The organism is Radiobacillus deserti, from assembly GCF_007301515.1.
GTDB classification, from domain to species: Bacteria; Bacillota; Bacilli; order Bacillales; family Amphibacillaceae; genus Radiobacillus; species Radiobacillus deserti.
The window spans coordinates 3,276,654-3,303,365 of record NZ_CP041666.1; the positions used below are offsets into that span (position 1 = coordinate 3,276,654).

Genomic DNA, 26,712 nt, shown 5'->3' on the forward strand with positions numbered 1-26,712 from the left:
TTTACACCCGTTCTTTTTTCCAAATCGGTTTACACGCTTCGCTCTGAGTTAATTCGAGCACGATGTGTTGATGTAAATGAGTTTGAATCCCCTTCGCCCTATGATAGGATAATAACTTTAAATCTTTTACTGTCACAGAGGAAAGCTCTTCATTTATTAGTCGTACTTCTATTTCTTCAATGTCTGCATAGCTTTTGCCAGTCGGTAACTTAATAGCGGTAGCAAAATAATGATAAGGACCTGTATAACCCGCCGAAAAGGATCCCACTTTTAATTGATCCATAGAACTAGAATAAATCGTGCTGTCCCCTAGCAGCCTACACGTAAAATCAATCGTTGGGTGACCAAGCGCCACATCCCAGACCGAGGAATGAACAAACAAATATCGTTCTAGATTAGAGACTTGATTAAACACTTCTGGATTATTCGCTAATTGTCGTTGTGCCTCCCAATCCATCACATCATTTATATAAGGAAATCGCTCCATCACAACTTCTCGAGGCTCCTCGTCTTTCTTCCATTCATAGCTTGGCAGGAAGAAAAAGCAATAATCACTCGTGATGTCATCCGTAAAGTTTCCGTTACACGTTGCCGTTTGGAGAATTGGACGTCGATTGTCTAGAAGTTTTTGTTTGTATCTCGCATTTATATGGTGCGGACCTTGATACATAACATGGTCCACTTCATTGGACTCATTAATATAAACGCGGACCATGTACTCAATATCTAACAGACGCCCCCACTTCGCTAATAAGAATTGCGCTGGGGTTCCTTCATCTTCATGGCTAAACACCATTTGGTATTCAATAACTTTGCCATGCTCCCAATCTTCTATAAAATACAGCATTTCTAACGGGGTATCTGTATAAAGATTGTCATAGTCACTGTACACCGATCTCCCATACAGTTTCGGTGAGAACTGAATAGCAAGTTGATCGTGGTCAGATAGGACTAGCTTCTCAATGTTTACTTCCTCTACCCAGACAGAAAGGTCTTCCATTCTACTTCGTGGAGAAACGCATTGGAATGTTAGCTTATACGCTCCAGGATCTAACTCTCCTAAGAAGCGGCGATATGGAAACAGCGTCTCCCCATAAAATAAAACGAAATCTTGGTGATGCTCCCCATTTATAAAAAGTCTAAGCATGACAGATTCATTGTACTCCTCCACCCAGGCTGTCGGTGAGGAGCTTAGTAATTCGATCGCATAGAATCCCTTTTCACGAATCTGAATACGAACGTCACAAGACTTTTCATCAGGTACCAATTGACAAATTTCAAAGGTTTCCATTGCTGCCTCCTAAAAACTATCTTTCTTGGAATTATTCATATTGCTCCTTATATAAAAATAACCAACAAACGAGCAGAGCAGAAACATAAAGACTGCTAAGCTACTGGACTGTCCAATTTCATTAAATACAGAAAAGTGCTGTTGCATAGAAACTCCAAGCATCTGTGGTGCATTTCGATCAATTAAAAAAGGTGCTGTAAAGCTTCCGACCATTCCCATAAACAAGAACGTAATGGCCACGAGCATCGTCCGATAGGATAAAGGAAAAATAAACTTCGTAAAAATGTGTAGCTTTCTTGCGCCTGCATCTCTTGCACTTTCAATGATAGAATTCGGGATAGACTCCAATGCAGCCACCAACAACATGGTGGTGAACGGAATATTAAACCATATATTGATGAGAACTAACCCCTTCACATCGTAAATAATAGGTGGTACCATTCCTTCGCCTACTATTCTTGCCAGCCATCCATTATCCCGATAAAAATTAATAAACCCATATACTGCAATTACACCCGGAATAAACATAGGAATGAAATAAAGCTTATTCATCCATCTTGAAATTCTGCTCTTGCTAAATCGCAAATATATCGCAATGAAATAAGCGATTGCTAGCACAAAAATACAGGATACTACAGTAACGAATAAGGTATGCCTAATATTTTGTAAAATCAATGGCTCCGTAAAAATGTAAACATAATTTGCGAGACTAAAATTATCTTGCTCATCTTGAAAGCTTTCACGTATCGAAATTGTTACGGGGTAAATGACGAGAACAAGCAATGTTAGGAAAGAGGGCAGGACGAGCCCCAATCCTAACAAACTTGCCTTCATTTTTTTACTCATTGAGTAGCGACCTCTTTTTGCCATTCCTCTGTTAGCTTACTGCCCAATTCTCCACCATTAAAGATGCGATAACCGCCACTTACGTCTTTAAATTTTTCTTGGTCTTCATCAGAAAGTAAATCCCATTTAATACCTGGATACCCGTACATTTGGTCGATTACTACTTCTTGAACATCCACAGTTAATACGAAATTTAGAAACGCTTCCGCAGCCTTCTTCCTGTCATCTACACCATTATCAACAGACATAAGATAAGCAGGACCACCTGTAAACGCTGGCTCAATTTGCTTTAATTTGATGGTGTCTGGAAGTAAGCCTTTATTGATTTGTTCTAATGCCATATCCGACCAAGCAGGAATCATGTCTACTTCTCCATTTGCTAGCAAATCCAGTGTCCCTTGGTTTTTCTTCGGATAAACTCCTTCTTTATAGAGAGAAGGTGCTAAGTCTCTTAACACATCAAACCCTTTATCCCAATCCTCCATAATACTTTCATCTTGACTATTCATCGCGTCGGCTGGCAATTGATTGTAAACCGTTGTTAACACGAAGGAGCTTCCTGAACCACCAGTACTTGGATCATTATAAGCAAAGCGACCTGGGTTATCCTTAATCCATTGATATAACTCATCTGCCGTATTTGGAACGTCGCTAACTTTTTCAGAATTATAAGCTAAAACAACCGAAGAAGCCCGGTAAGGAACCGCTAAATTATTCGTACCATTTAGGTTTTCTTCTTGAACATTTTTCAGGTTGGGAATGTTCTCTTGGTCTAGTGTATAGAACAATCCGCCCTCCTCCTCACTTCGAATCATATCAGCTAAGGATCCTTCATATATATCTACTTCCGAATCCTCCCCAGATTTCTTTGCCGCAATAATGCGGTCCATTGTAGATTGTCCACCTGTACCAGAAGGAACAAACACTAACTCTACGTCAATTTCTTTATTTTCCTCTTCAAACATCGGGATAACCTTTTCCCAGAACGCCTCCACGTTTTGGGACCCTGTACTATATAAAGAGATTTTCGTTACATCGGAAGCATTTGCTGTTTCTGAATCATTCCCACACGCAACAAGTGATAATGCCGTAACCCCAGCTACTACACCTAATGCAAATTTTTTTAGATTCCTATACATTGTCATATTACTTGATTCCTCCTATCATATTGTCCATTTTCTTGATCAAATGACTGAATCATAGCAAAGTGAATTCTTACAGTACGTTTTATTTGGAATTTTTGCATATCCCCCCGATCCACAAACATTTTCAAACGGCCAATAATGGTATGTAAGGTAATCTCTGCGTAATGACCGAGCATCATGATTTTTTCTACCTTTGCCTCCATTCCGCTTTCTTCTGAGAGCAGAACATCTTCTGGGCGGACGCCTACGGTAATCTCTCCACTTAAGTGGTTAAAATTCGGGAACTCCATTGGACCAACTTGAATTTTTTCTCCTTCAGCAATTCCCGTTAAGAAATTCATTCTTCCTATAAATTGCGCCACAAATAAGGAGCTTGGGTGATTATAAATATCCTGCGGCTTGGCAATTTGTTCGATGTTCCCTTTATTCATGACAACAATTCGATCTGAAATAGACAGTGCTTCCTCTTGATCATGCGTCACAAAAAGCATCGTTAAATTTTGATTGGCTTGAATGTCACGTAATTCTTCTCTTAGCTCATGCCTTAACTTCGCATCAAGCGCTGAAAATGGTTCATCCAGTAGTAAGACTTGCGGTTCTAAAAGCAATGCTCTTGCCAAGGCAATCCGCTGCTGTTGACCACCGGACAGCTCGCTTGGATACTTTTTCTCCATCCCTAACAAATGCACTAGCTCTAACGCCCAGGACACTTTCTCTGTAATTTCTTTCTTCTTTAACTTTTTCAACTTTAAACTGAATGCTAAATTTTCAAATACAGTCATATGTGGCCATAGGTTATAGCTTTGAAAGACCATCGCACTTGGCCGTTTTTCAGGTGGAAGATGACTTACTTCTTTTCCTCCGATTTGAATGGAACCAGCACTCGGTTCAATGAATCCTCCCACACTCCTAAGAACCGTTGTTTTTCCACAACCGGATGGACCTAAAAGTGTAACTAACTCCCCTTGCTCTACTTCGACCGAAATGTTTTTAACACCGTCTCCTGTTGGATAAATCTTAGTAAGATCTTGAATCGACAATTGCACGGACATACATCCAGCTCCTTTCTCTAGCCTGTTATTTCATTCTCAAACCGTTCGCAAAGGACTCTGCACCAACAAACCTCCGCGCTGCAAGCAGCAAAATAATGGTTGGTAATGTCAATATGACAGAAAAAACGGCACCAGCGGTACTTGGGTAATCTGCGATGATGGAATACATAATAACCGGCATCGTCTGATAATCAGGAATTCCTACAAGAAATGTTCCTTCCGCCTCATCTAGCGAGGATAAGAAAGTAAAGACGGATGCTACAATAATGCCTGGTTTAGCCATAGGAAGTGTTATGTGCCAGAAAACTCGTAGTGGGGATGCTCCTGCATCTCGAGCAGCTTCCTCTTGGGAACGATGTACATTTTCAAAAGCTGCCGAGGGTATCCAAGTCATGAACATGAGGGTATTAATGACATGAATCAAAATGATACCAGTAAAAGTGTTCATTATATTTAATTGATAAAATAAGACCGCAATGGCTACATATAACCCCATTTTCGGAAAGGCATTTGTTAGTAGAAAGGAAAATAAAAAGAATCTTCGAAGTGGAAACTGAATTCTAGCAAATGCATAAGCTGCTGGAATACAAATGATTAAAGAAATTAAGGTTACAATCGTCGCTATTAAAAACGATAGCCACATGGACCTCACTATGGAGTCATCCTGTAATACAAAGGACCACCATTCCAAGGACCATGCCTGAGGAAGTGCCTCTGGGTACTGCCACTCACCAGAAAAAGCTAACAATAATAAATTTACTAGAGGTCCGAAAAAGAAAATAAGAAAAATAGATAGACCGATAAATTCAACAATTTTTCTCTTCCCACTCGCTTTTATGAACCACATAAGTACACCTCTCTTCCATTCCATATGAAAATAATTAACTTTAAAGTTGTATAGACCTATTTATAATAATACCCATTTATTACCCAAAAAATAATCAATATTAATCAATGTTGTCTATACCTCTCATATAATCTACCTTAACATCTAATTGTTAAGATAGAGTTAGAGAATCGTTTATAATTTGTAAAGTTTGCCGATCTGAACTAGCTAAACATAAAAAGACTATTCCGATTGCTTTAATGCAACGGAATAGCCTTTAATTTTCTAATTTCGTTCTAGTTATGGTGAATTTAAAAACGTCATTTCTAAAGTAATCGTATGAGTATAATACAGGTCTATTCTTCCTATCAAAGTGTAGCTGTTTGAGTAATAATACCGTTGTTTCCGGATGTATTAAAAGTTTTTGACAATGTTGATCGGTATGTAAAGGTACAACAATCTCGGAAGTTGCACGATAAATATCAATATTACACGACTCTTTTAGATAGCGGAACAAGGATCCAATAGAACCCTGCTCGATAATCCCTTCCCCTACCAATTTTCTCGGTAATATGTTTTTAGAAAAAGCAACGGGTTCTTCATTCGCTGTGCGTATTCGTTCATGCACAATCACTTCTTCATTTGGATCAAGATCAAACATCTTTGCCCATTCTAGATTAGCCGGTTCTACCCGAAGCTTTTCTCTTCTCTCCCCATCTTCTAATCCGGCAAATGTTATCATCGACGTTACACTCATAAGATTTTCTAAACTACTAGGTGTGCGGGGAATCGGATTGACAATAAAAGTACCAGCTCCATGCCGAACATGAACCATCCCTTCATCCTCTAGCAAACGAATTGCAGATCTAACCGTTTCCCTACTAACTTGAAATCGTTTTGCTAACACGACTTCGGATGGTAATTTATCTCCTACCTGTAACTCGCCTGTTTGAATTTCTTCCTCAATTGCTTTTTTAATTTGTACATACAATGGCATTCATACTCAATCCCTCTTTTGGACTAGACGAATCTATTATAATGCCACGCAATGGATTTTCCAACGTATATCTATTCGGATAAATAAACTTAATACTAAATTTACGATTTGCAGTTTCCTTTTTAATCAATGACACCTGTACCTTGAATTGTGAACTTAACCTCTACATGAATTGGAATCTCCGGATATAACCTTTTCCACTCTTCCCAGTCGTTATCAGAAAAACTTTGCGCTCTGTATTTCAAGCCAAAACCAACTGGGTCTAGTCCCTCTTCTTTTAGTTTCTCTAACAAATCCTTAACTTCCTTGGAATATTGCTTTCCTGCTATTTTTTCCGCTTCAGAAATTGGGTCTGCTGTTTGACTTCCCAATACTTCCTCTAAAACACCTTGGACCTCAACAAGAACCCGAATTTCCGGACTCTTTCCCTTTGTGATACCATAATCTACCGATAAGGTATCAGAAGTAATAGCGTACTTTTCTTCTCCCTCTTCTATAACTTTAAAATCTACTTTTTTTACACGGTTAAGCAAAATGTTCAACAGTTTTGTTTCATCCGCACTTAAATCCAGCTTTACTCTTTTGTTATCAAATACTGCAGCATGATCTATTTGAAAATATTCTTTCTTCACTTCCATAACTGGGAGGGTTGGATCAACTCCTCTTTCTGTCATGCGCTTTCTGAAGTCAAAAAGATACTCGCTTACGATGAAAGGAGATTCAGTTCCTGTTGCACCATATGTCAGGAAGATAGACTCAGAAGGGAGTCTTTCTGTCTTCCGTTTCAATTTCAGTACTTCTTTCGCATTCGGTTTCCCTATACTTAACCAAGCTATTTTCTGGATATCTCTTCTCCGAACAAACCAATCTAATACACCTTGGAAATCTTCATTCACTAACTCTTCTCCAAACACAATTGCCTTCGCTTGACTAAAGTCCAGTTCCTTACTAACTTTGGTTTTAATCATCCGTATTCCATCTGAAATAGTGTTTGATTCGTGTTCAGGTACTATAAACTCCGGTTCTCCTTCTTTCACATTTGGAGAAGGAACCGCAATTTTCAACATGACTTTATATTTCTTATCCGTGTTCTCAGCCTTATCTATTCCAATCGTTACCACGAAGGCTCGTTTATCTATATCTTTATATCCACACGATGTTACGACAAATAAAGCGCATACGATTAATACCCATTTACTAATTTTGTTTAAGAGAAGCACCTCTTAATCTCCTCCTCGCTATCATAAGCACGACTATCAACAGTAATAATTCTCCGGGCAATCGAAAAATTAACCACATTTCACCCATACGCAATATTTGTCTTTCTCGCAGAAAATGTTCAATAACTAAAACAATTCCACTAAATACAGTAAGGATGGTTATCTCTCCATATCGATGAGCCTTTATCTTGCGGTCTCTTATTTTTAAGAGGTTTTTTAGAATTTCATAAGCAACATGCCAGTGGATAATTACACTTATTAACGATAAACTTATGTACGTTAAAATAAATAGACTAATTACACGCTCTATTGGTCCATACTCGATGCGAAAAGTATCAGCTGTTGCAATCCACGGAAAGGTTAAGTCCGTAACTCCATCCATTCCCCACATGCCAATAGGAATAAAAAAAGAGGTACATAACGCAAAAGCACACACCAAAGGGACATACCATAAATGCTTTACCTTAAAAGGGATATCAAAAGCTCGATTAAAAACTACTAAGTTGGCATATCCAGAAAAAACAAAGCTAGAGGCAGCTATTGCTTTTAAAGAAGGAACTTCCCACAGTTGCGTTCCAGCTTCCAATATAGAATTTACAGATAAGTAAGAATTTACGTACGCTTGGTATAGGATTAGGAGAAGAAACGGTACATTGAGTACTAGTATGATTTCTAAGGTATGTAAAATTTTTTCTGTTTTTAACGTGTAAAGCATAAAAACAATGAATCCTAGAAAGATAAGATGCATAGAAATACTTGGCATCTCTGGATTCAAAAACCGAACTGTAACATTTGTAAACGCTAATAGTGTCACCATTCCTGCTGTAAACCACAAAAATACGAGAAATAATAAGAATACTATCCGAAACCATTTAGGGACTAAGTCTATAATGTCAATAATAGTTTGTTTGCGAAAATTATTTATACTCCTAACGAATAGCAAAAGGATAGCTGTTCCTATAAAAATACCAATTATCATTGAAATTAGCGCACCCTTATATCGCTCACTTAGTAAGATACTTGGAATAAACATGAACACGTTAATTAAAATATTGATAAAGATGAGATAGTGAAAATAACGGTTCACCATATATAATTCCTCCTTATCCTTTTGATTGGGTCTCTCTAAATACCTTTAAATATGGGTGACCGAAACTTTCTAAACTGGTGAGGTAACCAATTAGTCCAATGGAACCTATAACTAAGCCAACCATTCCAAAAAAAGTGGTAAGGGCTAGAATAATATACTTTGCTACTCGCATCGAGAAGGCCATTGCATTAATTGGAATGACAAAATTAGATATCGCTACTGCGGAAACGATAATGATCATAACATTTGAAACAAGACCTGCCTCAACAGCCGCTTGACCTAAGATAAGACCACCGACCGTTGTAGCTGTCTGACCAATGGACTTAGGCAATCGAACACTGGCCTCAATCAACATTTCCATCATAAAGAGCATGGCCAAGACCTCTAAATAAGCAGGATAGGGTACGCCAATTCTACTCCCCGCAATACTTAAAGCCAATTGGAACCTGACCACCTCAGTATTAAATGCAGTTAAACCTACATACAAACCTGGCAATAGAAGACTAACTGCAAGACCAAAGTATCTCAAAAGGATAATGAATTTACTCGTCCAATACGTATGATACACATCCTCCATAGAAGCCATAAAATCATAAAAAACAGAAGGAGCAATTAACGCAAAAGGGGTACCGTCTATCAAAATGATTACTTTTCCTACAGCTAAATTATAAGCAATTCGGTCCGGTCGTTCGGTGATCATCATCGTCGGAAAAAGCGTCCTCTGTTTCTTATTAATAGCTCTATGAAGCTGACCTGCCGCTTGAACAACGTCCACTTCAATGGTACGTAGGCTATCTTTTACACGTTCTACAATATCCATATTGGCAATATTCTCATCGTAGGCCATCGTTACTTTTGTTTGCGATAACGAGCCTACTTTCATATGTATTAGCCTTAAGGATGCCTGTGGATAACGTCTTCGAACCATATTATGATTTGTATCAATGGATTCACTAAGCGCTTTTTGAGGCCCTTGAATCACAGTTTCCACCGTTGCGTTGCCACTTGTCGTGTTCAATAATTTTTGTACATCGATAATAAAGGTTTGATTCCCTGTAAAAATGGCGACATAGCCTTGAAGGACTTGACTTAAAAGGTCCTCACGTTTTTTTGGCTGTTCTTGATTTGGCAATGACTGAAGATATGTTTTATACCCACTCTCATTGGTTCGATAGAACGGCAGTATGACTGTATCCTGAAGGATTTTTCCATCCGTTACACTTGTTATGTATAAAATGTCGACATTATTGTCCGCATGGTTTAAGTTCTTTAGCGTTACATCCTGGGAGGATCCGAGCTGTTGCAAAATCCACTCTTTATCTGTCATTCTCCGTTGAAAAAGCATGCTTTCCTCCCCTTTTCCGTAAACAAGAAATTTGTTACTTTTCAACTAGCATTACCGAGAATGAATCAACTCATACTTTTTCTGAATGAAACAAAAAAAGAGCCCAAGAGCTCCTTACACATTATGATTCATTCGATACTTTTTCCGCCTGTTCGATGGAATTACTCAACACTTCTGCAATGGCATTCGCAGTATTTTGCAGCTCTTCTTTTTTGTTATCCACACCACCAACTTCTATTAGGATGGAATGGTTGGAGAGATCCTGATTATATACTCCATTACCCTCAGCGTAATCTTTTTGATATACACCTCTACTGATTCCAGGATACTTTGCTTTTAATGACGTATGTAAGGATTCTGCAAAGGCTAAATTCTCTTTATAGGATTCATGTTCCGTACCTACGATAAAAAACACTTTAGCATATTGCTTCCCGTTGATATCTAGAGTAGTCGTATCCTTCCTTGCTGCATCACGATGAATATCAATCATATACTCCACTTTTTTGTTTTGAGCTGTTACCGATTGAATCGTTTGCCTAGATAGTTTGTAAGAATCCTCATAATCCCAATTATTTTCGACTAGAAGCTTGGTTACATTCGTTGTATCATGCTCTACCTCAATACCATAGGATTCCAAGGCACCTTTTAACATATCACCAACGAGCACGACATTCGTAGCATTATCAGTGCTTGACGCTTCACTTGGCTTGGTCGCATCCTCCAACAATGGAAGGTACGCCTCCCAGCTATGGCTGTGATAGATAAAAACACTCGCTTCTGTATTGGTTGGCTTTGAATCCTCGGTTTGTCCCGTGCTCTCTTGAGCTAACTCCTCAAAATCTGGTGGAGGAGACTCCACAGGAGCACTGCTAGCTATTTCCTTATCAGATTTCGTGTACCAGTGAGAAGAGGCCATTTCTAATAAACTTGTAAAGTCCTTTGGTGCAAAGCCTGTCAATAGCTTTATGGTTTTTACAGTCGTTGGCATCTCGACGTCCATTGATACTAGAAAATCGTGAAATAACGGAGTTTCCGTACTGAGTCCTAACATAATTAGATTCGTTGTTGTCTCGTGTTTCGTTAGCTCTGATACTAAAGGAGAGTACCAAATAGTAGAATGCTGATTTGGGAAAACGAGATAAATAACGAAGCCAAGCGAAATGGTTGTAGCTATAACGGACATTAGAATGGTTTGTTTTAGAGATTTCATCATAAACGTTCACACCTATACATCTCTCTTCCTAGTTTGTCTGATTATATGTGTGGTAGAGAAAAGATAGAACATGAAACAGAAAGAAGGGGCTGGGACATAACGAAAAGGATAAGTCGAAAAGCCGAACACAGCCTATACTAGCTCCGGAACTATACGTAGACTCCAGCTGAAAAAAAAGCATCGGTGAGACCCCACCGTGCGTCAGCACGAGGAGGCTCACCAGCCGCCCGCGGAAAGCGTCGTATATTTCCGGAGCGGGGTATTGGCACTATTTATAATTGTTCGTTTTTTCATTGCTTCCTATACTTTTGTCCCAGCCTCTCCCTATCACTCTATTTGAAACTTCTTGATTTCCTCCTCTAGTTGCTTCGATAATGCATCTAGCTTTTTGGCGCTTTCGGTTACCTCCTCAACAGAGCTGTGCGATTGTTGCGCAGATGCAGCTGTTTGTTCAATACCAGCTGCCGACTCTTCAGCAACTGCAGCAATATTATCAATAGATTGACTCATCTCACGACTATTCTCCGTAATTAATTGTAAGTCAGAAGAGATCTTTTCGCTGTTCTCCACCATCTCGAGAACGGATTCCTTAATTTGATCAAATGTTTTTCGTGTTTGTTGAATTTGTTCCGTCCCCTCTTCCACTTCCGTATAACTTTCGCGCAGTGAAGTAACAACATATTCAGAGCTGTTTGTAATTCGTTTCACGATATCTGTTATTTCTCCAACCGAGCTTGATACTTGCTCTGCCAACACCCTTACTTCATTGGCTACAACGGCGAACCCTTTTCCTTGTTCCCCTGCTCGAGCTGCTTCGATGGCTGCATTAAGTGCAAGTAAGTTTGTTTGTTCTGCGACTCCCTGAATTACTTCTACTAGTTTCGTAATTTCCTTCGTATCACTACTTAGATCATCAACGCGATGGACGGCTTCACTTACTTTTTCGTGAATATTTTGCATCTGGTCTACAGATTGACTCATGAGCACCGTTCCGTCTTCTGCCATTTCCATCACTTGGCTAGATGTATTGGATACAGCATGTCCATTATCATACGCATTGTTGACCTTCTCAGTAAACTGCCCCATGAAATGAGCTAAATTTGATGCGTTTGTTGCCTGTGCCTCGGAGCCAGAGGATAATTCCTGCATGGTGGCAGCAACTTGATTACTCGTTTCTTTTACTTGAAACGAGGACTGAATGAGCCAATCACTTTGAGTGGTTACTTGCCTAGACGCACCGGATACACTTTGAATAATGGAACGGATACTTGTTTGTAAATGATTTAAGGCTTCTGTTAATTTTTTCGTTTCATCGCTTGTATTTACGCTTAACGGTTCATGATATAGTTCCCCGTTTGCAATCTGTGCCATCCTATCTGATACGCGTGTAATCGGTTTTGTTATTTTTCCTGAAATAAACCAAATAATAAGAGCACCAATAATCAAAGCCGCACCAATTGCTATAGCCATAATACTGAGCAACCGATTTGCGCCTGCATTAAAATCTACCATATAAGTACCAGCACAAATAATAAATCCCCAGTTTTCCTCTTGTTCGGCATACGTTACTTTCGGTTCAATGGCGTTTGGATTGTCCGGAAGTGGCCAGTCGTAATAGCTAAACCCATTCCCTTCCAGTGCAGACTCCACTATCGCCTTTCCTACTTTAACACCATTCGGATCTTCTTTATCCCATAAATTAGTTCCCTCGGAGTTAGGGTGTCCTAATAGTACCCCTTGTTCATCAATAATGAAGAAGTAGCCATGCTTTCCTATCTCAATAGAGGAGTCGATTGGTCGTGTTCCATCTTGTTGTAGTTCCCCTAATAACGCGACCTTTAATCGTTCTTGAGCTTCTTCCTCAGTCAAATCTCCTTCTTCTACTTGCTTCGAAAGACTGTCTGCCAATTTCACAGCCATTCGAACATTGTTTTGAAGGTTTACTTCCCCTAGGTCATTTAAATCTGCCTTACTTGTGTTATAGCCAATCATTCCTATCACCAGTGATGGAAACGCTAACAAAAGTAGGCACACAATTATGATTTTCACTCTTAATGACCGTATCTGTATCAATTTGCCCATCCCTAACTCCCCCTTTAGCTTGATAATAATATAAACATACCACAATAATTGACAAATTTCGATATAATTTTCAGAATTTTTAGTTTGTAACATCTTTATTGAGGGGAGGGTAAACGCTTTATACGTTAAAAAAGTATTCTGCCGACGTACAGCATTTCCATTATTCAGTTCTAGGCAGTAATTTAGTTTTGTCTCAGCTTAAAAGAAAAAAGAGTGCAAGATTTGCACTCTTATCGTTCTTTCTCTTCTTCCTCTAGAAACGTTACAAATGTGTGGAAACCCAACACAGGTTGTTGTTTAACCATTTGGATGAATTTATTTTTTGTTGATTCTGGAACAACTTCACTTTGCTCGATTCTCTTCAAGATGTGCTGGTTACTTTGTTTTTGTATTTCCTTGCGCAAGAACTTTGATTCTTTTGATAAGGCCATCCCAACAGCAGCCATCAGTGCAAATATAATTAAGGAAATACTCAGTCCATTGCTGAGGCCATTCGTGAACAGTAAAACAAAAATATTAATAATCGAAACAATAATCATTGGAAAAGCGATGGAGGTATAAAGGGAAGATTTTTTCATCAACGGTCTAATCTTTTCACTAATTGCCTCCATTTCTCGTTGTATATAGTGCGGCATTTTTTGAAACATCATTGGATTCATTTGAACCCCTCCTATAATAATCACTAAAAAGACCTACACCACGTCCTCGGCATAAGTCAAAAATACAAAAAAGACCTATACCGGTTACGGTAAGGTCTTGCTAACAACTTGTTGGTTGCCAGCCATGCCGAGAGCATGTGCTCTGTATTGACGACTATGGCTGTGAAAGCTACTCCCCTTAAGGAATATGAACTTCTTATGGTTTTAGCTTACAACCTTCCTATCTAATTGTCAAAGGAAATACTCGGTATTAAAAAAACAGATGTGCCATTAGAACAATAATAGGCAATGTAATAAGCGTTCTTTCTATGAAAATGATAACGAGATCCCCAAAACGGACTGGGAGCTTAGATCCTAGCAACAGTCCTCCAACTTCAGACATGTAAATTAACTGCGTAACAGAAACACAAGCAATCACAAAGCGAGTTAGCGGACTTTCAATTCCACTTCCAATAACGGAAGGCAAAAACATGTCTGCAAACCCAATTACCATTGTCGGAGCTGCTTCTACAGCTGCTGGAACCTGTAACACTTGTAATAGTGGAACAAACGGGGCACCAATCCATTCAAAAACAGGAGTCTTCTCCGCAATAATGAGTGCAATCGTTCCAATCGCCATTACGATCGGAATGACGCCCATCCACATATCTAAGACGTTTTGTACGCCACCTTTACCAACCGCCCTCCATTCTGTTTGCTTCGCTTTCCCCACAGCTTGGAGCAATCCAAACTTCAGACGAGAGAGGTGGGAAGGGATGTTTTCGCTCTTTACGGTGGAAGACCCATCTAAATACGTATCTGCTTTTCTAGATAGTGGTGGAATACGCGGACAAATAATAGCAGCTGCTAATCCAGCAATAACAATGGTTGTGTAATAAGGAATAAACATATGCTCAAGTTCCATCAACTCAAGAACAACAATCGTAAAGGTAATCGATACTACCGAGAAAGTCGTTCCGATAACGGCAGCTTCTCTTTTCGTGTAATAGCCATCTTCATATTGTTTATTTGTCAACAATACGCCGATTGTTCCATCCCCTAACCAGGAAGCAATACAATCAATGGAGGATCGACCTGGTAGGGTGAAGACAGGTCGCATTATTTTTGTAAGTAACGCACCGAACAATTCTAAAAGTCCAAAATCTAATAATAATGGTAAAAACAAGCCAGCAAATAAGAATACAGCGACCAACGCCGGAATTAAGTCATTAAACAATAATCCACCCGTATCGTCCGACCATATAAATTCCGGTCCAAATTGAAATAAGGTCATGACTGCGAAAATCATAGCAAGTATTCTCGCCAAAACCCACAAAGGCGCTACGTCAAAAAGACCTTTCAAGAAAGGACTGTTCCTTATAATCTTAGGCTTACTTATCTTCGTTACAATAGTAATAATCACAGTTAAAGAAATAATAATGGTGACGAATTCAGGAATGATTGCTACAAATGTCTCTCGAATCCAATCAGCTAACATAGCTACAGGTATCGTCACCTTACCTTGGAAAGAAAATGGAATCATGAAAAGCATTATTCCAATAAGAGAAGGAACAATAAACTTAAAGACACTTCCGACAGAAGGGTTCCCATCCACCCCTAGTCTTTGATTCGCTCTTTCCGATGCCTCTTGATTATCAAATGAATCCTTCATTCAGACTCCCCTCTCAAGAAAATGAAAACGCGTTCAATAGGTACGGTTCGGATTATATACTATGAATTTTCACTTTTTCCTATAGTATGATTTTCTTATATACAAAAATTTATACCATTGTATTCCACCTAGTTTTTTAAGCTAAACCTATTTCTTCCCATTTATACACTAGGTTTATTGACTTCACAGGCTAAATCGCTTAAGCTAGGCTTTGATTGGAGGAATGTGTTACATGATTACCGTTCATTCATAATGTAAGTTTACGATATGGAGATAAGAAACTGTTTGAGGATGTGAATCTAAAGTTCACCCCTGGAAACTGTTATGGTGTTATCGGGGCAAACGGTGCTGGTAAATCGACCTTTTTAAAAATTCTTTCTGGTGAAATCGAGCCGCAAACTGGTAATGTGTCTATGGGGCCAGATGAACGACTGGCTGTATTGAAACAGGATCATTTTGAATATGAAGAATATGAAGTCCTTAAGACCGTTATAATGGGACACGAAAGACTACATCAAATAATGGAAGAGAAAGATGCTATTTATATGAAGGCAGACTTCTCCGAGGAAGATGGAATGAAGGCAGCAGAGCTAGAAGGTGAATTTGCAGAGCTTAACGGTTGGGAAGCAGAATCCGATGCTGCTGTACTATTAAAGGGATTAGGAATTCCAGAAGAGCTTCATACAAAGAAGATGGCGGAGCTTCCTGGTGCCGACAAAGTAAAAGTGTTGTTAGCACAAGCTCTATTCGGAAATCCAGATATCTTATTACTGGATGAGCCTACGAACCACTTGGATATTCAAGCGATTCAATGGCTAGAAGAGTTTTTAATTAATTTTGAGAACACTGTTATCGTCGTATCCCATGATCGTCACTTCTTAAACAAGGTATGTACACACATTGCGGATGTAGACTTCGGTAAAATCGAAATTTTCGTCGGAAACTATGATTTCTGGTATGAATCTAGCCAACTAGCGCTTCGACTGGCACAAGAAGCAAATAAGAAAAAAGAAGAGAAAATCAAAGAGCTTCAAAACTTTATCGCAAGATTTAGTGCTAATGCCTCAAAATCGAAGCAAGCGACATCACGTAAAAAAATGCTCGACAATATAAGCTTAGATGATATTAAACCTTCATCTAGAAAATACCCGTACATCGCCTTCACGCCAGGACGTGAAATCGGAAACGACTTATTAATGGTAGAGAATCTTTCCAAAACGATAGACGGTGTTAAAGTACTGAACAATGTTAGCTTTACGATGAACAAGGGTGACAAAATTGCACTTGTTGGGCGAGACGAAATTGCAAAAACTACTCTACTTCGTATTCTAATGGGAGAAATCGAACCAGATGAAGGAAGCTTTAAATGGGGTGTAACGACTTCTCAATCTTACTTCCCTAAAGATAACGCAGAGTTTTTTGAGAATAGTAATCTTACTTTGGTGGAATGGTTACGTCAATTCTCACCTGAAGATCAAACAGAGACCTTTTTACGTGGTTTCTTAGGAAGGATGCTTTTCTCCGGAGAGCAAGCACTGAAAAAAGCGAATGTTTTATCCGGTGGAGAAAAGGTTCGTTGCATGCTCTCTAAAATGATGCTAAGTAATTCCAATGTTTTGTTATTGGATGAGCCTACGAACCATTTAGACCTTGAATCCATTACAGCGTTAAACAATGGATTGATTAAATTTAAAGGGTCTATCTTGTTCACCTCTCATGACCATCAGTTCGTGAACAGTATTGCGAATCGCTTAATTGAGATTACACCAAATGGTATTATCGACAAGGAAATGAGTTACGATGAATATGTAGCAGATAAAAGCCTACAACAACAAATCGAAACGATGTATGCATCTTAAGGAAAAGTGGGCCAGTCTGGTCCACTTTTTTTGAACTGCGAGGAAAAAAGATGAATAATAATGTGTAATTAGAATTTTACAAAGAAGAATATAAAAAGGAATGAGAGGATTACCCACTTCTACCCGAACAGCTACAATTTACAGGATTACCTTTAGACTGTGTAGCAAAGTCCTCTATAGAAAATGACTACTATCCAATTGTGATCTTGCATCATGATATGCCAGTAGGTTTTTTTGTCCTACACGGCTGGGATGGTGTGCAAAAATACAGTGATAACCAAAATGCCTTGTTAATACGTGCCTATTCCATACATCCTAGCTTTCAAGGGAAGGGAATCGCTTTGCAATCACTACAAATTCTACCAACATTTGTGAAAAAACAGTTCCCAACTTGTAATGAAATTGTACTTGGGGTTAATCACAAAAATATACCTGCGCAACGATTATATCTCCGTTCTGGATTCAAGGACAGTGGTAAAAGAATCATCGGAAAATTAGGAGAGCAGTTTGTATTTCATATGAATGTGTAAACAGGCATGTAGAAAGGTCCGTCATCTTTTTGACGGACCTTTCTTAATTTGAACGAAGTACCTGTAAAATGGTAAAACTAATGGAGTCACCGGATTCTTTTTACAAAATAACTTGGTGTATATTTAGAAAGAATAGCAACATCTATTCTTTGTTCTTTAGTAATTCCAGAAAACTCGAATATCCTCCTGTCCCACCATCTATTATCCAATTTTCTCAAGAAAAAGCATTTGATTTTTTACAGTGGAATAACCTGACGTAACTGGAGATTCAAGAGCATCATTTGAATTTTGTCTTTTTTGTGAAATAATTCACAAAATAATTGCTTATTGGATTGTAAGACGTTATACTCAATGTATAGTTTGTGATAAACATCACAATATAAGTGAAAGAATTCACAATTCAGGAGGCGTTTTACTATGAAAGTAGCAGTTATTGGTTGTACACATGCAGGAACAGCAGCAATCTCTAATATCTTAAAACTATATCCAAATGCAGAAATAGATGTGTTCGAAAAAAATGACAATGTATCGTTCTTATCTTGTGGAATCGCGCTTTACGTTGGAGGAGTAGTTGAAGATCCAAATGGTCTCTTCTACGCTTCTGTAGAAGGGTTTGAGCAACAAGGTGTGCGCATGCATATGCGTCATGAAGTAACAGTATGTGATATGGAAGGAAAGTATATCGAGGCAAAAAACCTTGAAAATGGAGAAGTAACCGGATACGACTATGACAAATTAATAATTACAACTGGATCTTGGCCAGTAACGCCACCGATTCCTGGCTTTGATTTAGAGAATGTTCAATTATGTAAAAACTTCACCCACGCGCAAGAAATTATTAAAAAAGCAAAAGATGCTAAAAATGTTGTAGTAATCGGCGCTGGATATATCGGAATCGAGCTGGTGGAAGCCTTTGAAGAAGCAGATAAAAACGTGACACTAATTGATAGTGAAGCTCGTATTCTTAATCGGTATTTTGACAAAGCATTTACAGATCCTCTAGAAAACACATTTAGAGAACTCGGTGTAAATCTAGCACTCGAACAAACGGTTACGAAGTTTGAAGGTAATAATAAAGTAGAAGCTGTCGTGACAAATAAAGGCTCTTATAAAGCGGACCTCGTCATTATGTGTGTTGGGTTCCGTCCGAATACAGATCTTTTCCAAAATCAATTGGAAACATTACCGAATGGTGCCATTATTGTAGATGAATTTATGAGAACGAGCCGTGAAGATGTATTTGCTGCCGGCGACTGTTGCGCAGTTGCTTACAATCCAACAAAGCAAGCTGCCTATATTCCGCTTGCAACAAATGCAGTTAGAATGGGAACATTAGTCGCACACAACCTGCTTCATCCAGTTCTTGCACATCAAGGAACTCAAGGTACTTCTGGTTTAAAAATCTATCAACACAATTTAGCTTCTACTGGGTTAACGGAAGTAGCTGCTGAAGCAAGTGGCTTGAATGTTCGTAGTACGCTATTAGTAGATAACTATCGTCCAGAATTCATGCCAGAAAATATGGAACTTAAAATTAAACTTGTTTACGAAGTAGATACACACCGAATTGTAGGTGCGCAAGTCTTATCTGATGCAGACTTTACGCAAGCGATGAATACAATGAGCGTTGTGATTCAAAACAATATGACAATTGAGCAATTAGCATTGACTGATTTCTTCTTCCAACCGCACTACAATAAGCCTTGGAATTTCTTAAATCAAGTTGCGTTGCAGGCGATGGGGCAAGTAGCAGAGCGTAAATCTAACTTATTACTTTTAAAATAAATGAAGGCTGTTCACCTTGGCGGGTGAACAGCCCTTTTACTTTTATATTTGATGCATTTACTTTCAAATTTCTTGGTCTTACTTTTAATTTCAGGTTAAATACTTTTATAATTCGCTTATTACTTTCAAACATCCATTAAATACTTTCATTTCACCCTTTTCGATGCTTCAATAAGCTCCACGATGGATGCACGGTCGCCATTATGAAGGGCATCGACTATCTTACTTCCTACTACTACACCATTACAATGAGAGCTCAGCTCTTTTACTTGCTCGGGAGTCGAGACACCAAATCCAGCCAATACAGGTGCATTGCATCTCTCAGTTAAGGCTGCTAAGTGTTCTGCTAGATTCTGCTTGAATTCATTTCTTGCACCAGTTGTTCCAGTTACCGTAACCGCATATAAAAATCCTTCTGTCCGTTTAGCAATCTCTTCGATTCTCTCTGGGGTGCTTGTAAGTGCCGCTAAGCGAATTAAGGCAATTTCCGCGTCTTTTAATTTACGAACAATAAGTCCTTCTTCTTCCAATGGTAGATCTGGAATAATCAACCCGTCTACTCCCGCCTTCGCACAAGCATTTGCAAATTTTTCTACACCAAACGCATATATTGGATTGATATATGTCATTAAAACAATTGGAATTTTTCTAGATTCCTTGAAGCGTTCTAGCTCAGCTAGCACTTTGCGTAAACTTACGCCATTGTCTAAAGCTTCTAATCCAGCTGCTTGAATGGTCGGTCCGTCTGCTACCGGATCAGAGAATGGAATACCAAGCTCTACTACTGTCGCTCCGCTTTCTTGTAAAAAAGTAAGCTGTTCTTCAAGCTGATCTAATCCACCATCACCTGCCATGATGTAGGGGACAAAGGCTTTATCCCCTTTTTCTAATGTTTCTTGAAAAGCTTTATCTAGCTTTTGTTTACCCATTTGCTTCACCTCCAAGTGCTGCACGAACCGTTTCAACATCCTTGTCACCACGTCCAGACAGACAAACTACTAACAGCTCATCCTTTTTCATTTGCTTCGCAAGCTTCATACTATACGCAATGGCGTGAGCACTCTCCAACGCAGGTAAAATCCCTTCTGCTTTACATAAGAATTGTAACGCCTCCAACGCTTCTTCATCCGTTATAGAATCATAGATAACACGATCCACTTCTTTTAGATGACTATGCTCTGGTCCTACACCTGGGTAATCAAGCCCAGCAGAAATGGAATGCGCTTCTTGTACTTGACCATCCTCATCTTGTAACAGATACGTTAGCGTACCATGCAAGATACCTGCCTTTCCATCGGTTAAGGTAGCTGCATGTTTTCCAGTATCGATACCAGATCCACCTGCTTCGACTCCGTACAATTTAACTGCTTTATCCTCCACAAATGGATAAAACATTCCCATGGAGTTACTCCCGCCACCGATACAGGCTACAACCGCTTCTGGAAGTCTTCCTTCCTGATCCATTATTTGTCTTTTCGTCTCTTCCCCAATCACACTTTGGAAATCACGAACGATTTGTGGAAATGGATGTGGGCCAACCACCGATCCAATAATGTAATGGGTATCCTCGACATTACTAACCCAGTAACGTAACGCTTCATTTACCGCATCCTTTAACGTTCCACTGCCCTGGTCTACACTTTCCACTTTCGCACCTAGTAGCTCCATACGAAACACGTTCAGCTTCTGTCTGCGAATATCTTCTTTTCCCATGAAGATAATACATTCTAATCCAAGTAGGGCACAGACTGTGGCAGTGGCAACACCGTGTTGTCCAGCACCTGTTTCCGCTACGACTTTTTTCTTACCCATACGCTGCGTCAATAGCGCTTGCCCGATAGCATTATTGATTTTATGAGCACCAGTATGGTTTAAATCTTCTCGTTTTAAATAGATTTTGGGGCCGCCTATATGGTCGGAAAGTTGTTCTGCATAATACAAAGGCGTTTCTCGACCAACGTATTGCTTAAAATAGTAATCTAATTGCTTTAAAAATTCCGGGTCTTGCATTGCTTTCTTGTATTCAGCTTCCAGCTCTAATACTGCCGGCATTAAGGTTTCCGGTACAAATCTACCTCCAAAGGAACCAAAGTGCCCATTTGAATCTGGTTGTTGATAGGATCCCATCCTGACATCACCTTTCTGTTTGTTTTGCCGCTCGTACAAAACGATTTATTTTTTCCGGGTCTTTTTCTCCGTCTGTTTCTACTCCGCTAGAAATATCTACACCAACTGGACTAACTTCTGTAATCGCTTCTTGCACGTTTTCCGCGTGAAGTCCGCCAGCTAGCATTATTTTTCCTTTAAGATGGTCTAATCCCTTCGCTAGGGACCAATCAAAGGTTTCTCCATTACCACCTCGGTATTTACCTGCAGGACTATCTAATAAATAATACGCACAAGGATAACGCTCGAGTTTGTTTAAATCCTTCTTAGAGTGAACTTGAAAGGCTTTGATGATTGGTACCTTTATTTGCTCACAATAAGACGGCGTTTCATCTCCATGCAGCTGGACGTAATCCAATCCAACAGTGGAAGCTATCTCTTGAACTACTTCCGGGTCTTCGTTCACAAAGACACCGACTTTCCTTATAGTTGAAGGAAGAGAATCTGCTATTTCCTTCGCTTGCTCCTTTGTTATTTTACGCTTACTGTCCGCAAATACAAACCCAATAAAATCCGCACCTGACATCACGACATGTTGTGCTGCTTCTACTGTTTTAATGCCACAAATTTTCACTTTCATGTTGCTTACTCCTTCTACAGTGGAATTTGTAGTTCTTGAAACGTCTTGGATAAGTCTCCTGAACGCATCATCGTTTCTCCTACCAAGATTGCTCGTGCTCCTGCACGACTCACTCTTTCTACATCTTCCTTTGTTTTCATGCCACTTTCACTGATTAGTAACGCATCGGTGCGTTTTATGTGCTGCGAAAGTCGCTCCGTTATTCCAAGATCTACTTCAAAGGTTTTTAAGTTTCGATTATTCACTCCGATAATCGGAACTTCTAAACCATTGGCAACGTCTAACTCAGCCAGGTTATGAACTTCTAGAAGTACTTCTAATCCTTGGTTTGTCGCGTAATAAAAAAGTTCCTCGATTCTTTTCGCTGGTAGCGCTGCAGCGATTAATAGAATCACATTTGCTCCGTAGTCCTTTGCCCGATCAATTTGAATCTCATCAATGATAAAGTCTTTGTTTAAAATAGGAATCTGTACAGCATCTCTTACCGCTAATAAATCTTCCATTGTTCCTTGAAAGAAGGGAGTATCCGTTAATACAGAAATAGTCCCTGCCCCATAACTTTCATATTTCTTTCCTTGTGCACTAGGGTCCATCTGATCATTAATCACACCCTTAGACGGGGAAGCTCGTTTAATTTCTGCAATAATATTCATATTGTTAGATTCCATGAAGGATCGATATAAAGAGCCAGAAGCTTGTTTTTCTATTTTGATCTCTGGACGATAATTTTTCTTTAACGTAGCTACTTCTTTCTCTTTTTCTGCTAAAATTTTATCTAGGATGGTCATATCCCTTACACCCCGATTTTCCGTTTACTATACTCGACAAGCTTTTCCAGCTTTGCAAGTGCTGCTCCAGAATCAATACTTTCCTTGGCAGCAGCAACTCCTTCTTGGACCGTTTCCGCTTTTCCATTTGCGAAAAGAGCGAGCCCTGCATTGAACAATACCGTATCTCGATAAGCTCCTTTTTTGCCTTTCAATACATCACGCAAGATGTCCGAATTCTCTTTAGAGTCTCCACCTCTTATTTGGTCTAATTCATAGGTTGGAAGATTCACTTCCTCTGGTGTTAACGTGAATTGAATCATTTCTCCTCGGTCTAAGAGTACGAGGTGATTTTCACCTGCTAGTGACGCTTCATCCATATACCCTGCACCGTTCACAACTAGTGCTCTGCGACGTCCTAGTTGATGAAGAGCAATTGCCATGCTTTCAAGCATATCCCTTCGATAGATACCAAGAAGCTGACTATCTAACTGAACTGGATTTGTTAAAGGGCCTATTAAGTTAAAAATCGTTGGAATCCTTAGCTGCTTGCGAACTCCCATGATTCGCTTTAAGGATGGATGAACATGTGGAGCAAACAAAAAAGCAATTCCATTTTCCAGTAAAAGCTCTTCCATCTGTTCGGACGAAAGAGATAGCGAAACCCCTAGATGCTCCAACACATCCGCACTTCCCGTTTTACTTGAGATACTTCTGTTTCCATGCTTCGCGACCGTAATCCCCGCACCAGCTACTACAAAAGCGGAGGTAGTACTGATGTTAAAGCTCTGCGAACCATCTCCACCCGTTCCGCAGTTATCCATGACCGATGAAAGGTTGGAGAATTTTAATGGAGACTTTTCACGAATCACATGTACTAAGCCTGCAATTTCTTCAGGAGTCTCTCCTTTTACTTTCAGACCAGTCAGAAAAGCACCAATTTCTGTATCCGACACTTCTTCGCCGAACATACATCTTGCAGCACCATTCATTTCTTCCACACTTAATGATTGACGGTTGATTACTTTTTCAAGATACTGTTTCACGAGAATACTCCTTTCTAATCGTTGTAAAGAAATTATTCAAAATTGTCTTTCCAGTTTCCGTTCCGATTGATTCTGGGTGAAACTGAAGTCCAAACGTTGGAAGTCTGTTATGCTTCACTGCCATTACCTCTTGGTCATCCATCGCTGTTGCTAGAACAGTCAACTCAAGCGGAAGACTATCTTTTTCGATAACAAGGGAATGATAACGCATGACCTCGATCGGCTGACTTAAATACTCGAATAAGCTTTCACTTTTATGCATGAGCATGGAAGTTTTTCCGTGCTTGATTTGCTTCGCATGGGTGATCGTACCGCCAAAAGCTGCTCCAATGGCTTGATGTCCTAAGCAAATTCCTAATATCGGGTATTCCTCAGACAGCTCTTGAACAACCGCTATGCAAATACCCGCTTCTTGCGGTGTACCAGGACCTGGAGATAATACAATCGCTTCAGGATTTAATGCTCGAATTTCCTCTACCGTAATCCGGTCGTTCCGCACAACTTCCACGTCTTCGCCAAGCTCAGACATATATTGATATAAGTTAAATGTAAAAGAGTCATAATTATCAATTAGTAGAATCATGTGCATGTACCTCCAATAGTGATTTCGCTTTATTTAACGTTTCTTGATATTCAGTAGCAGGATCGGAATCATATACAATACCTGCTCCTGCTTGAACGTAAGCAATTTTATCTTTAATAACGAGGGTTCGGATTGCGAGAGCAAGGTCGAAATCTCCATTTATATTGATATAACCAACCGCCCCTGCGTAAACTCCACGTTTCTGTTTCTCTAAATCATTTATAATTTGCATGGCTCTTATTTTCGGAGCACCCGACACCGTTCCAGCTGGTAACGTCGAGATAAGTGCATCAATTCCGGTATAATCCTTGCGAAGCGTTCCTTGCACTTCCGATACAATGTGCATGACGTGCTGATATCGTTCAATTGTCATATATTTAGGGATTGTAATACTTCCAACCTCACACACTCTACCAAGGTCGTTACGACTGAGATCAACAAGCATTTTATGTTCCGCTAACTCTTTTTCATCTGCCAATAGTTCTTCCCCTAATTGCTCATCTTGTTCCTTCGTTTTCCCCCGTGGACGAGTTCCAGCAATTGGATTCGTAATAAGTTGAGAGCCTTTCGTTTTAATCAAGCTCTCTGGAGATGCTCCTAATACAACGTAGTCTTCAAAATCGATATAAAACATGTACGGAGACGGGTTAGCCCTTCTCAAACTGCGATAAAATGTAAATGGATCTGTATCGAAACTAGCCTTCATACGTTGGGATAGTACGACTTGAAAAATATCTCCATTCGTAATATGTTCTTTTGCTTTTTCTACCATTTCCATAAAGGTTTCTTTCTCGATGGATGGTGTAAAGCTTACTTTTGTTGCCGGTGCATCCTCTTCTTCACGATGGGTTACCATTTCCTTATGAATCACTTCAATGCTCTGTTCTAATTGCTTTTCAGTTCGATCACCAGATAAATTTAATGCTAATATCGTGACTGTTTGTTTAAGGTGATCAAACACGATGACATCCTGGTAAAGCATTTGATGGACTTCTGGCATTTTTATTTCATCTTCGATTACTTCGCCTATATCTTCGTAGGCTCTAATGACGTCATATCCCATAAAACCAATTGCGCCACCATAGAATGGAAATTCCAAATCTAGCTCTTGATGAGGGAGAAGCTCTTGCAGTATTTCTAACGGCTGGGCTTTCTTCTCTTCCTTCCCATCACGTTGAATGATGGATACGTTATCGCCTCGACCAATTAGTTCTTTGTAAGGATTTACTCCAATAAAGGAATACCTTCCTTTTTCACCTGACATTGTCGAGCTCTCGAGTAAAAATTTCTTTTTGCCTTGAACACGATTGAAAACAGATATTGGTGTCAACACGTCGCCATTTACTTGTTTACTTTTATAAGAAATCGTTGATGTTATGGTCATTTTTTTTCCTCCTTAAAATAAAAAGTCCCCTATACATACAGATTTCTCTGCACGTATAGGGGACGGTTATTCGTTACCGCGGTGCCACCACTAATTGAAGGGAGAATGCGCCCTTCCTCTCATTCGGATACGGAGCATTAGCTACTCTATATCCTATCCCGTTAACGGGGGAAGCCGTTATTCCCTACTAGTTTTCAGGAATACTCTCGTAAGCCCATTCGACAGAACTGCTTTACCGGCTCTCACCTAATCCGGCTCTCTTAGAAAACAGTGCTTCTGCGTACTCTTCTTACTCCACGATTTACGTATTCATTTTTACCCAAACAAAAAGGGCCTCCTATCCTAAAAAGGACGAGGAGACCCGTGGTACCACCTTTATTAGTTGCAGCTTGCAACTCACTTAAACCACATACGTTCAAACATATGTGTATCTCTTTTATCGATGAGATGTTCGCCAAAGCCTACTGTTCCATAGAAGTTCGGTTTGGAGCTCCGAAGTCCATTCACTCTCATCCTCCCACTGATTCTCAGCACCATCAGCTCTCTTAAGGGATTCATAAGAGTTACTACTCTTCATCAACGCTTTTCGTTCGAT

23 protein-coding genes and 2 other annotated features are annotated in these 26,712 nt (G+C 39.5%); of the genes, 3 read left to right on the plus strand and 20 right to left on the minus strand.

Features of this window, described 5'->3' with window-relative positions:
• Window position 1 precedes the first annotated feature (1 nt).
• The 13 genes from FN924_RS17235 to FN924_RS17295 all read right to left on the minus strand — a co-directional run bounded on the left by FN924_RS17235 (window position 2) and on the right by FN924_RS17295 (window position 15,297).
• A complete protein-coding gene (locus FN924_RS17235; RefSeq protein WP_143896618.1) occupies window positions 2-1,291 on the minus strand; it encodes a hypothetical protein in 1,290 nt (429 codons plus the stop codon).
• Between the two features lie 9 nt (window positions 1,292-1,300).
• Window positions 1,301-2,137, minus strand: coding sequence for an ABC transporter permease (locus tag FN924_RS17240; RefSeq protein ID WP_143896620.1), 837 nt, complete (start codon window positions 2,135-2,137; stop codon window positions 1,301-1,303).
• Entirely contained in the window at window positions 2,134-3,282 is a 1,149-nt protein-coding gene (locus FN924_RS17245; RefSeq protein ID WP_228409498.1) for an extracellular solute-binding protein, read from the minus strand. The genes FN924_RS17240 and FN924_RS17245 overlap by 4 nt, the downstream gene beginning before the upstream one ends.
• A complete protein-coding gene (locus FN924_RS17250; RefSeq protein WP_143896622.1) occupies window positions 3,279-4,334 on the minus strand; it encodes an ABC transporter ATP-binding protein in 1,056 nt (351 codons plus the stop codon). Before FN924_RS17250 ends, FN924_RS17245 begins: the two co-directional genes overlap by 4 nt.
• Window positions 4,335-4,359: 25 nt before the next feature.
• Entirely contained in the window at window positions 4,360-5,181 is an 822-nt protein-coding gene (locus FN924_RS17255; protein WP_228409499.1) for an ABC transporter permease, read from the minus strand.
• 256 nt (window positions 5,182-5,437) lie between these two features.
• Window positions 5,438-6,157: a GntR family transcriptional regulator gene (locus FN924_RS17260; RefSeq protein ID WP_143896626.1), complete on the minus strand. Its 720-nt coding sequence runs from the start codon at window positions 6,155-6,157 to the stop codon at window positions 5,438-5,440.
• Window positions 6,158-6,279: 122 nt separating this feature from the next.
• Window positions 6,280-7,377 (minus strand): Ger(x)C family spore germination protein, encoded by a 1,098-nt coding sequence (locus FN924_RS17265; protein WP_143896628.1) that lies wholly within the window; start codon window positions 7,375-7,377, stop codon window positions 6,280-6,282.
• Window positions 7,355-8,467, minus strand: coding sequence for a GerAB/ArcD/ProY family transporter (locus tag FN924_RS17270; RefSeq protein ID WP_143896630.1), 1,113 nt, complete (start codon window positions 8,465-8,467; stop codon window positions 7,355-7,357). Before FN924_RS17270 ends, FN924_RS17265 begins: the two co-directional genes overlap by 23 nt.
• A 13-nt stretch (window positions 8,468-8,480) precedes the next feature.
• A complete protein-coding gene (locus FN924_RS17275) occupies window positions 8,481-9,812 on the minus strand; it encodes a spore germination protein (RefSeq protein ID WP_143896632.1) in 1,332 nt (443 codons plus the stop codon).
• Window positions 9,813-9,933: 121 nt separating this feature from the next.
• Window positions 9,934-11,025: a stage II sporulation protein P gene (locus tag FN924_RS17280; RefSeq protein WP_143896634.1), complete on the minus strand. Its 1,092-nt coding sequence runs from the start codon at window positions 11,023-11,025 to the stop codon at window positions 9,934-9,936.
• A 327-nt stretch (window positions 11,026-11,352) separates the two neighbouring features.
• Window positions 11,353-13,107, minus strand: a complete 1,755-nt coding sequence (locus FN924_RS17285; RefSeq protein WP_158634055.1) for a methyl-accepting chemotaxis protein — start codon at window positions 13,105-13,107, stop codon at window positions 11,353-11,355.
• Window positions 13,108-13,337: 230 nt separating this feature from the next.
• Window positions 13,338-13,766 carry a DUF5392 family protein gene (locus FN924_RS17290; protein ID WP_143896638.1) on the minus strand — a complete coding sequence of 143 codons (429 nt, stop codon included), beginning with the start codon at window positions 13,764-13,766 and terminating at the stop codon, window positions 13,338-13,340.
• A gap of 250 nt (window positions 13,767-14,016) precedes the next feature.
• Window positions 14,017-15,297, minus strand: coding sequence for a YjiH family protein (locus FN924_RS17295; RefSeq protein WP_228409674.1), 1,281 nt, complete (start codon window positions 15,295-15,297; stop codon window positions 14,017-14,019).
• 365 nt (window positions 15,298-15,662) lie between these two features.
• Between FN924_RS17295 and FN924_RS17300 the strand changes: the two genes are divergently transcribed.
• The 3 genes from FN924_RS17300 (at window position 15,663) to FN924_RS17310 (ending at window position 19,591) form a co-directional block, all read left to right on the plus strand.
• Window positions 15,663-17,276, plus strand: a complete 1,614-nt coding sequence (locus tag FN924_RS17300; protein WP_143896642.1) for an ABC-F family ATP-binding cassette domain-containing protein — start codon at window positions 15,663-15,665, stop codon at window positions 17,274-17,276.
• Between the two features lie 176 nt (window positions 17,277-17,452).
• Window positions 17,453-17,806 carry a GNAT family N-acetyltransferase gene (locus FN924_RS17305; protein ID WP_228409675.1) on the plus strand — a complete coding sequence of 118 codons (354 nt, stop codon included), beginning with the start codon at window positions 17,453-17,455 and terminating at the stop codon, window positions 17,804-17,806.
• Between the two features lie 417 nt (window positions 17,807-18,223).
• The gene (locus FN924_RS17310) at window positions 18,224-19,591 is read left to right on the plus strand and encodes an FAD-dependent oxidoreductase (protein WP_143896644.1); all 1,368 of its coding nucleotides are present in this window, start codon (window positions 18,224-18,226) and stop codon (window positions 19,589-19,591) included.
• 146 nt (window positions 19,592-19,737) lie between these two features.
• Here the strand turns inward: FN924_RS17310 and trpA are convergent, their stop codons facing one another.
• The 7 genes from trpA to trpE are packed head-to-tail and all read right to left on the minus strand — an operon-like array spanning window position 19,738 to window position 26,117.
• Window positions 19,738-20,520 carry a tryptophan synthase subunit alpha gene (gene trpA, locus FN924_RS17315; RefSeq protein ID WP_143896646.1) on the minus strand — a complete coding sequence of 261 codons (783 nt, stop codon included), beginning with the start codon at window positions 20,518-20,520 and terminating at the stop codon, window positions 19,738-19,740.
• Window positions 20,513-21,718, minus strand: a complete 1,206-nt coding sequence (trpB, locus tag FN924_RS17320; protein WP_143896648.1) for a tryptophan synthase subunit beta — start codon at window positions 21,716-21,718, stop codon at window positions 20,513-20,515. The genes trpA and trpB overlap by 8 nt, the downstream gene beginning before the upstream one ends.
• Before the next feature lie 7 nt (window positions 21,719-21,725).
• A complete protein-coding gene (locus FN924_RS17325) occupies window positions 21,726-22,337 on the minus strand; it encodes a phosphoribosylanthranilate isomerase (RefSeq protein ID WP_143896650.1) in 612 nt (203 codons plus the stop codon).
• 14 nt (window positions 22,338-22,351) lie between these two features.
• Complete coding sequence (trpC, locus tag FN924_RS17330) at window positions 22,352-23,125, minus strand: indole-3-glycerol phosphate synthase TrpC (protein ID WP_143896652.1); 774 nt, start codon at window positions 23,123-23,125, stop codon at window positions 22,352-22,354.
• A 5-nt stretch (window positions 23,126-23,130) separates the two neighbouring features.
• Entirely contained in the window at window positions 23,131-24,150 is a 1,020-nt protein-coding gene (trpD, locus tag FN924_RS17335; RefSeq protein WP_143896654.1) for an anthranilate phosphoribosyltransferase, read from the minus strand.
• On the minus strand, window positions 24,134-24,733 hold the full coding sequence (locus tag FN924_RS17340) for an anthranilate synthase component II (RefSeq protein ID WP_143896656.1): 600 nt from the start codon (window positions 24,731-24,733) through the stop codon (window positions 24,134-24,136). Before FN924_RS17340 ends, trpD begins: the two co-directional genes overlap by 17 nt.
• Window positions 24,717-26,117: an anthranilate synthase component I gene (trpE, locus tag FN924_RS17345; RefSeq protein ID WP_194709670.1), complete on the minus strand. Its 1,401-nt coding sequence runs from the start codon at window positions 26,115-26,117 to the stop codon at window positions 24,717-24,719. The genes FN924_RS17340 and trpE overlap by 17 nt, the downstream gene beginning before the upstream one ends.
• Window positions 26,118-26,172: 55 nt before the next feature.
• Window positions 26,173-26,423: a binding site (T-box leader), on the minus strand.
• A 38-nt stretch (window positions 26,424-26,461) separates the two neighbouring features.
• Window positions 26,462-26,706: a binding site (T-box leader), on the minus strand.
• Between the last annotated feature and the right edge of the window lie 6 nt (window positions 26,707-26,712).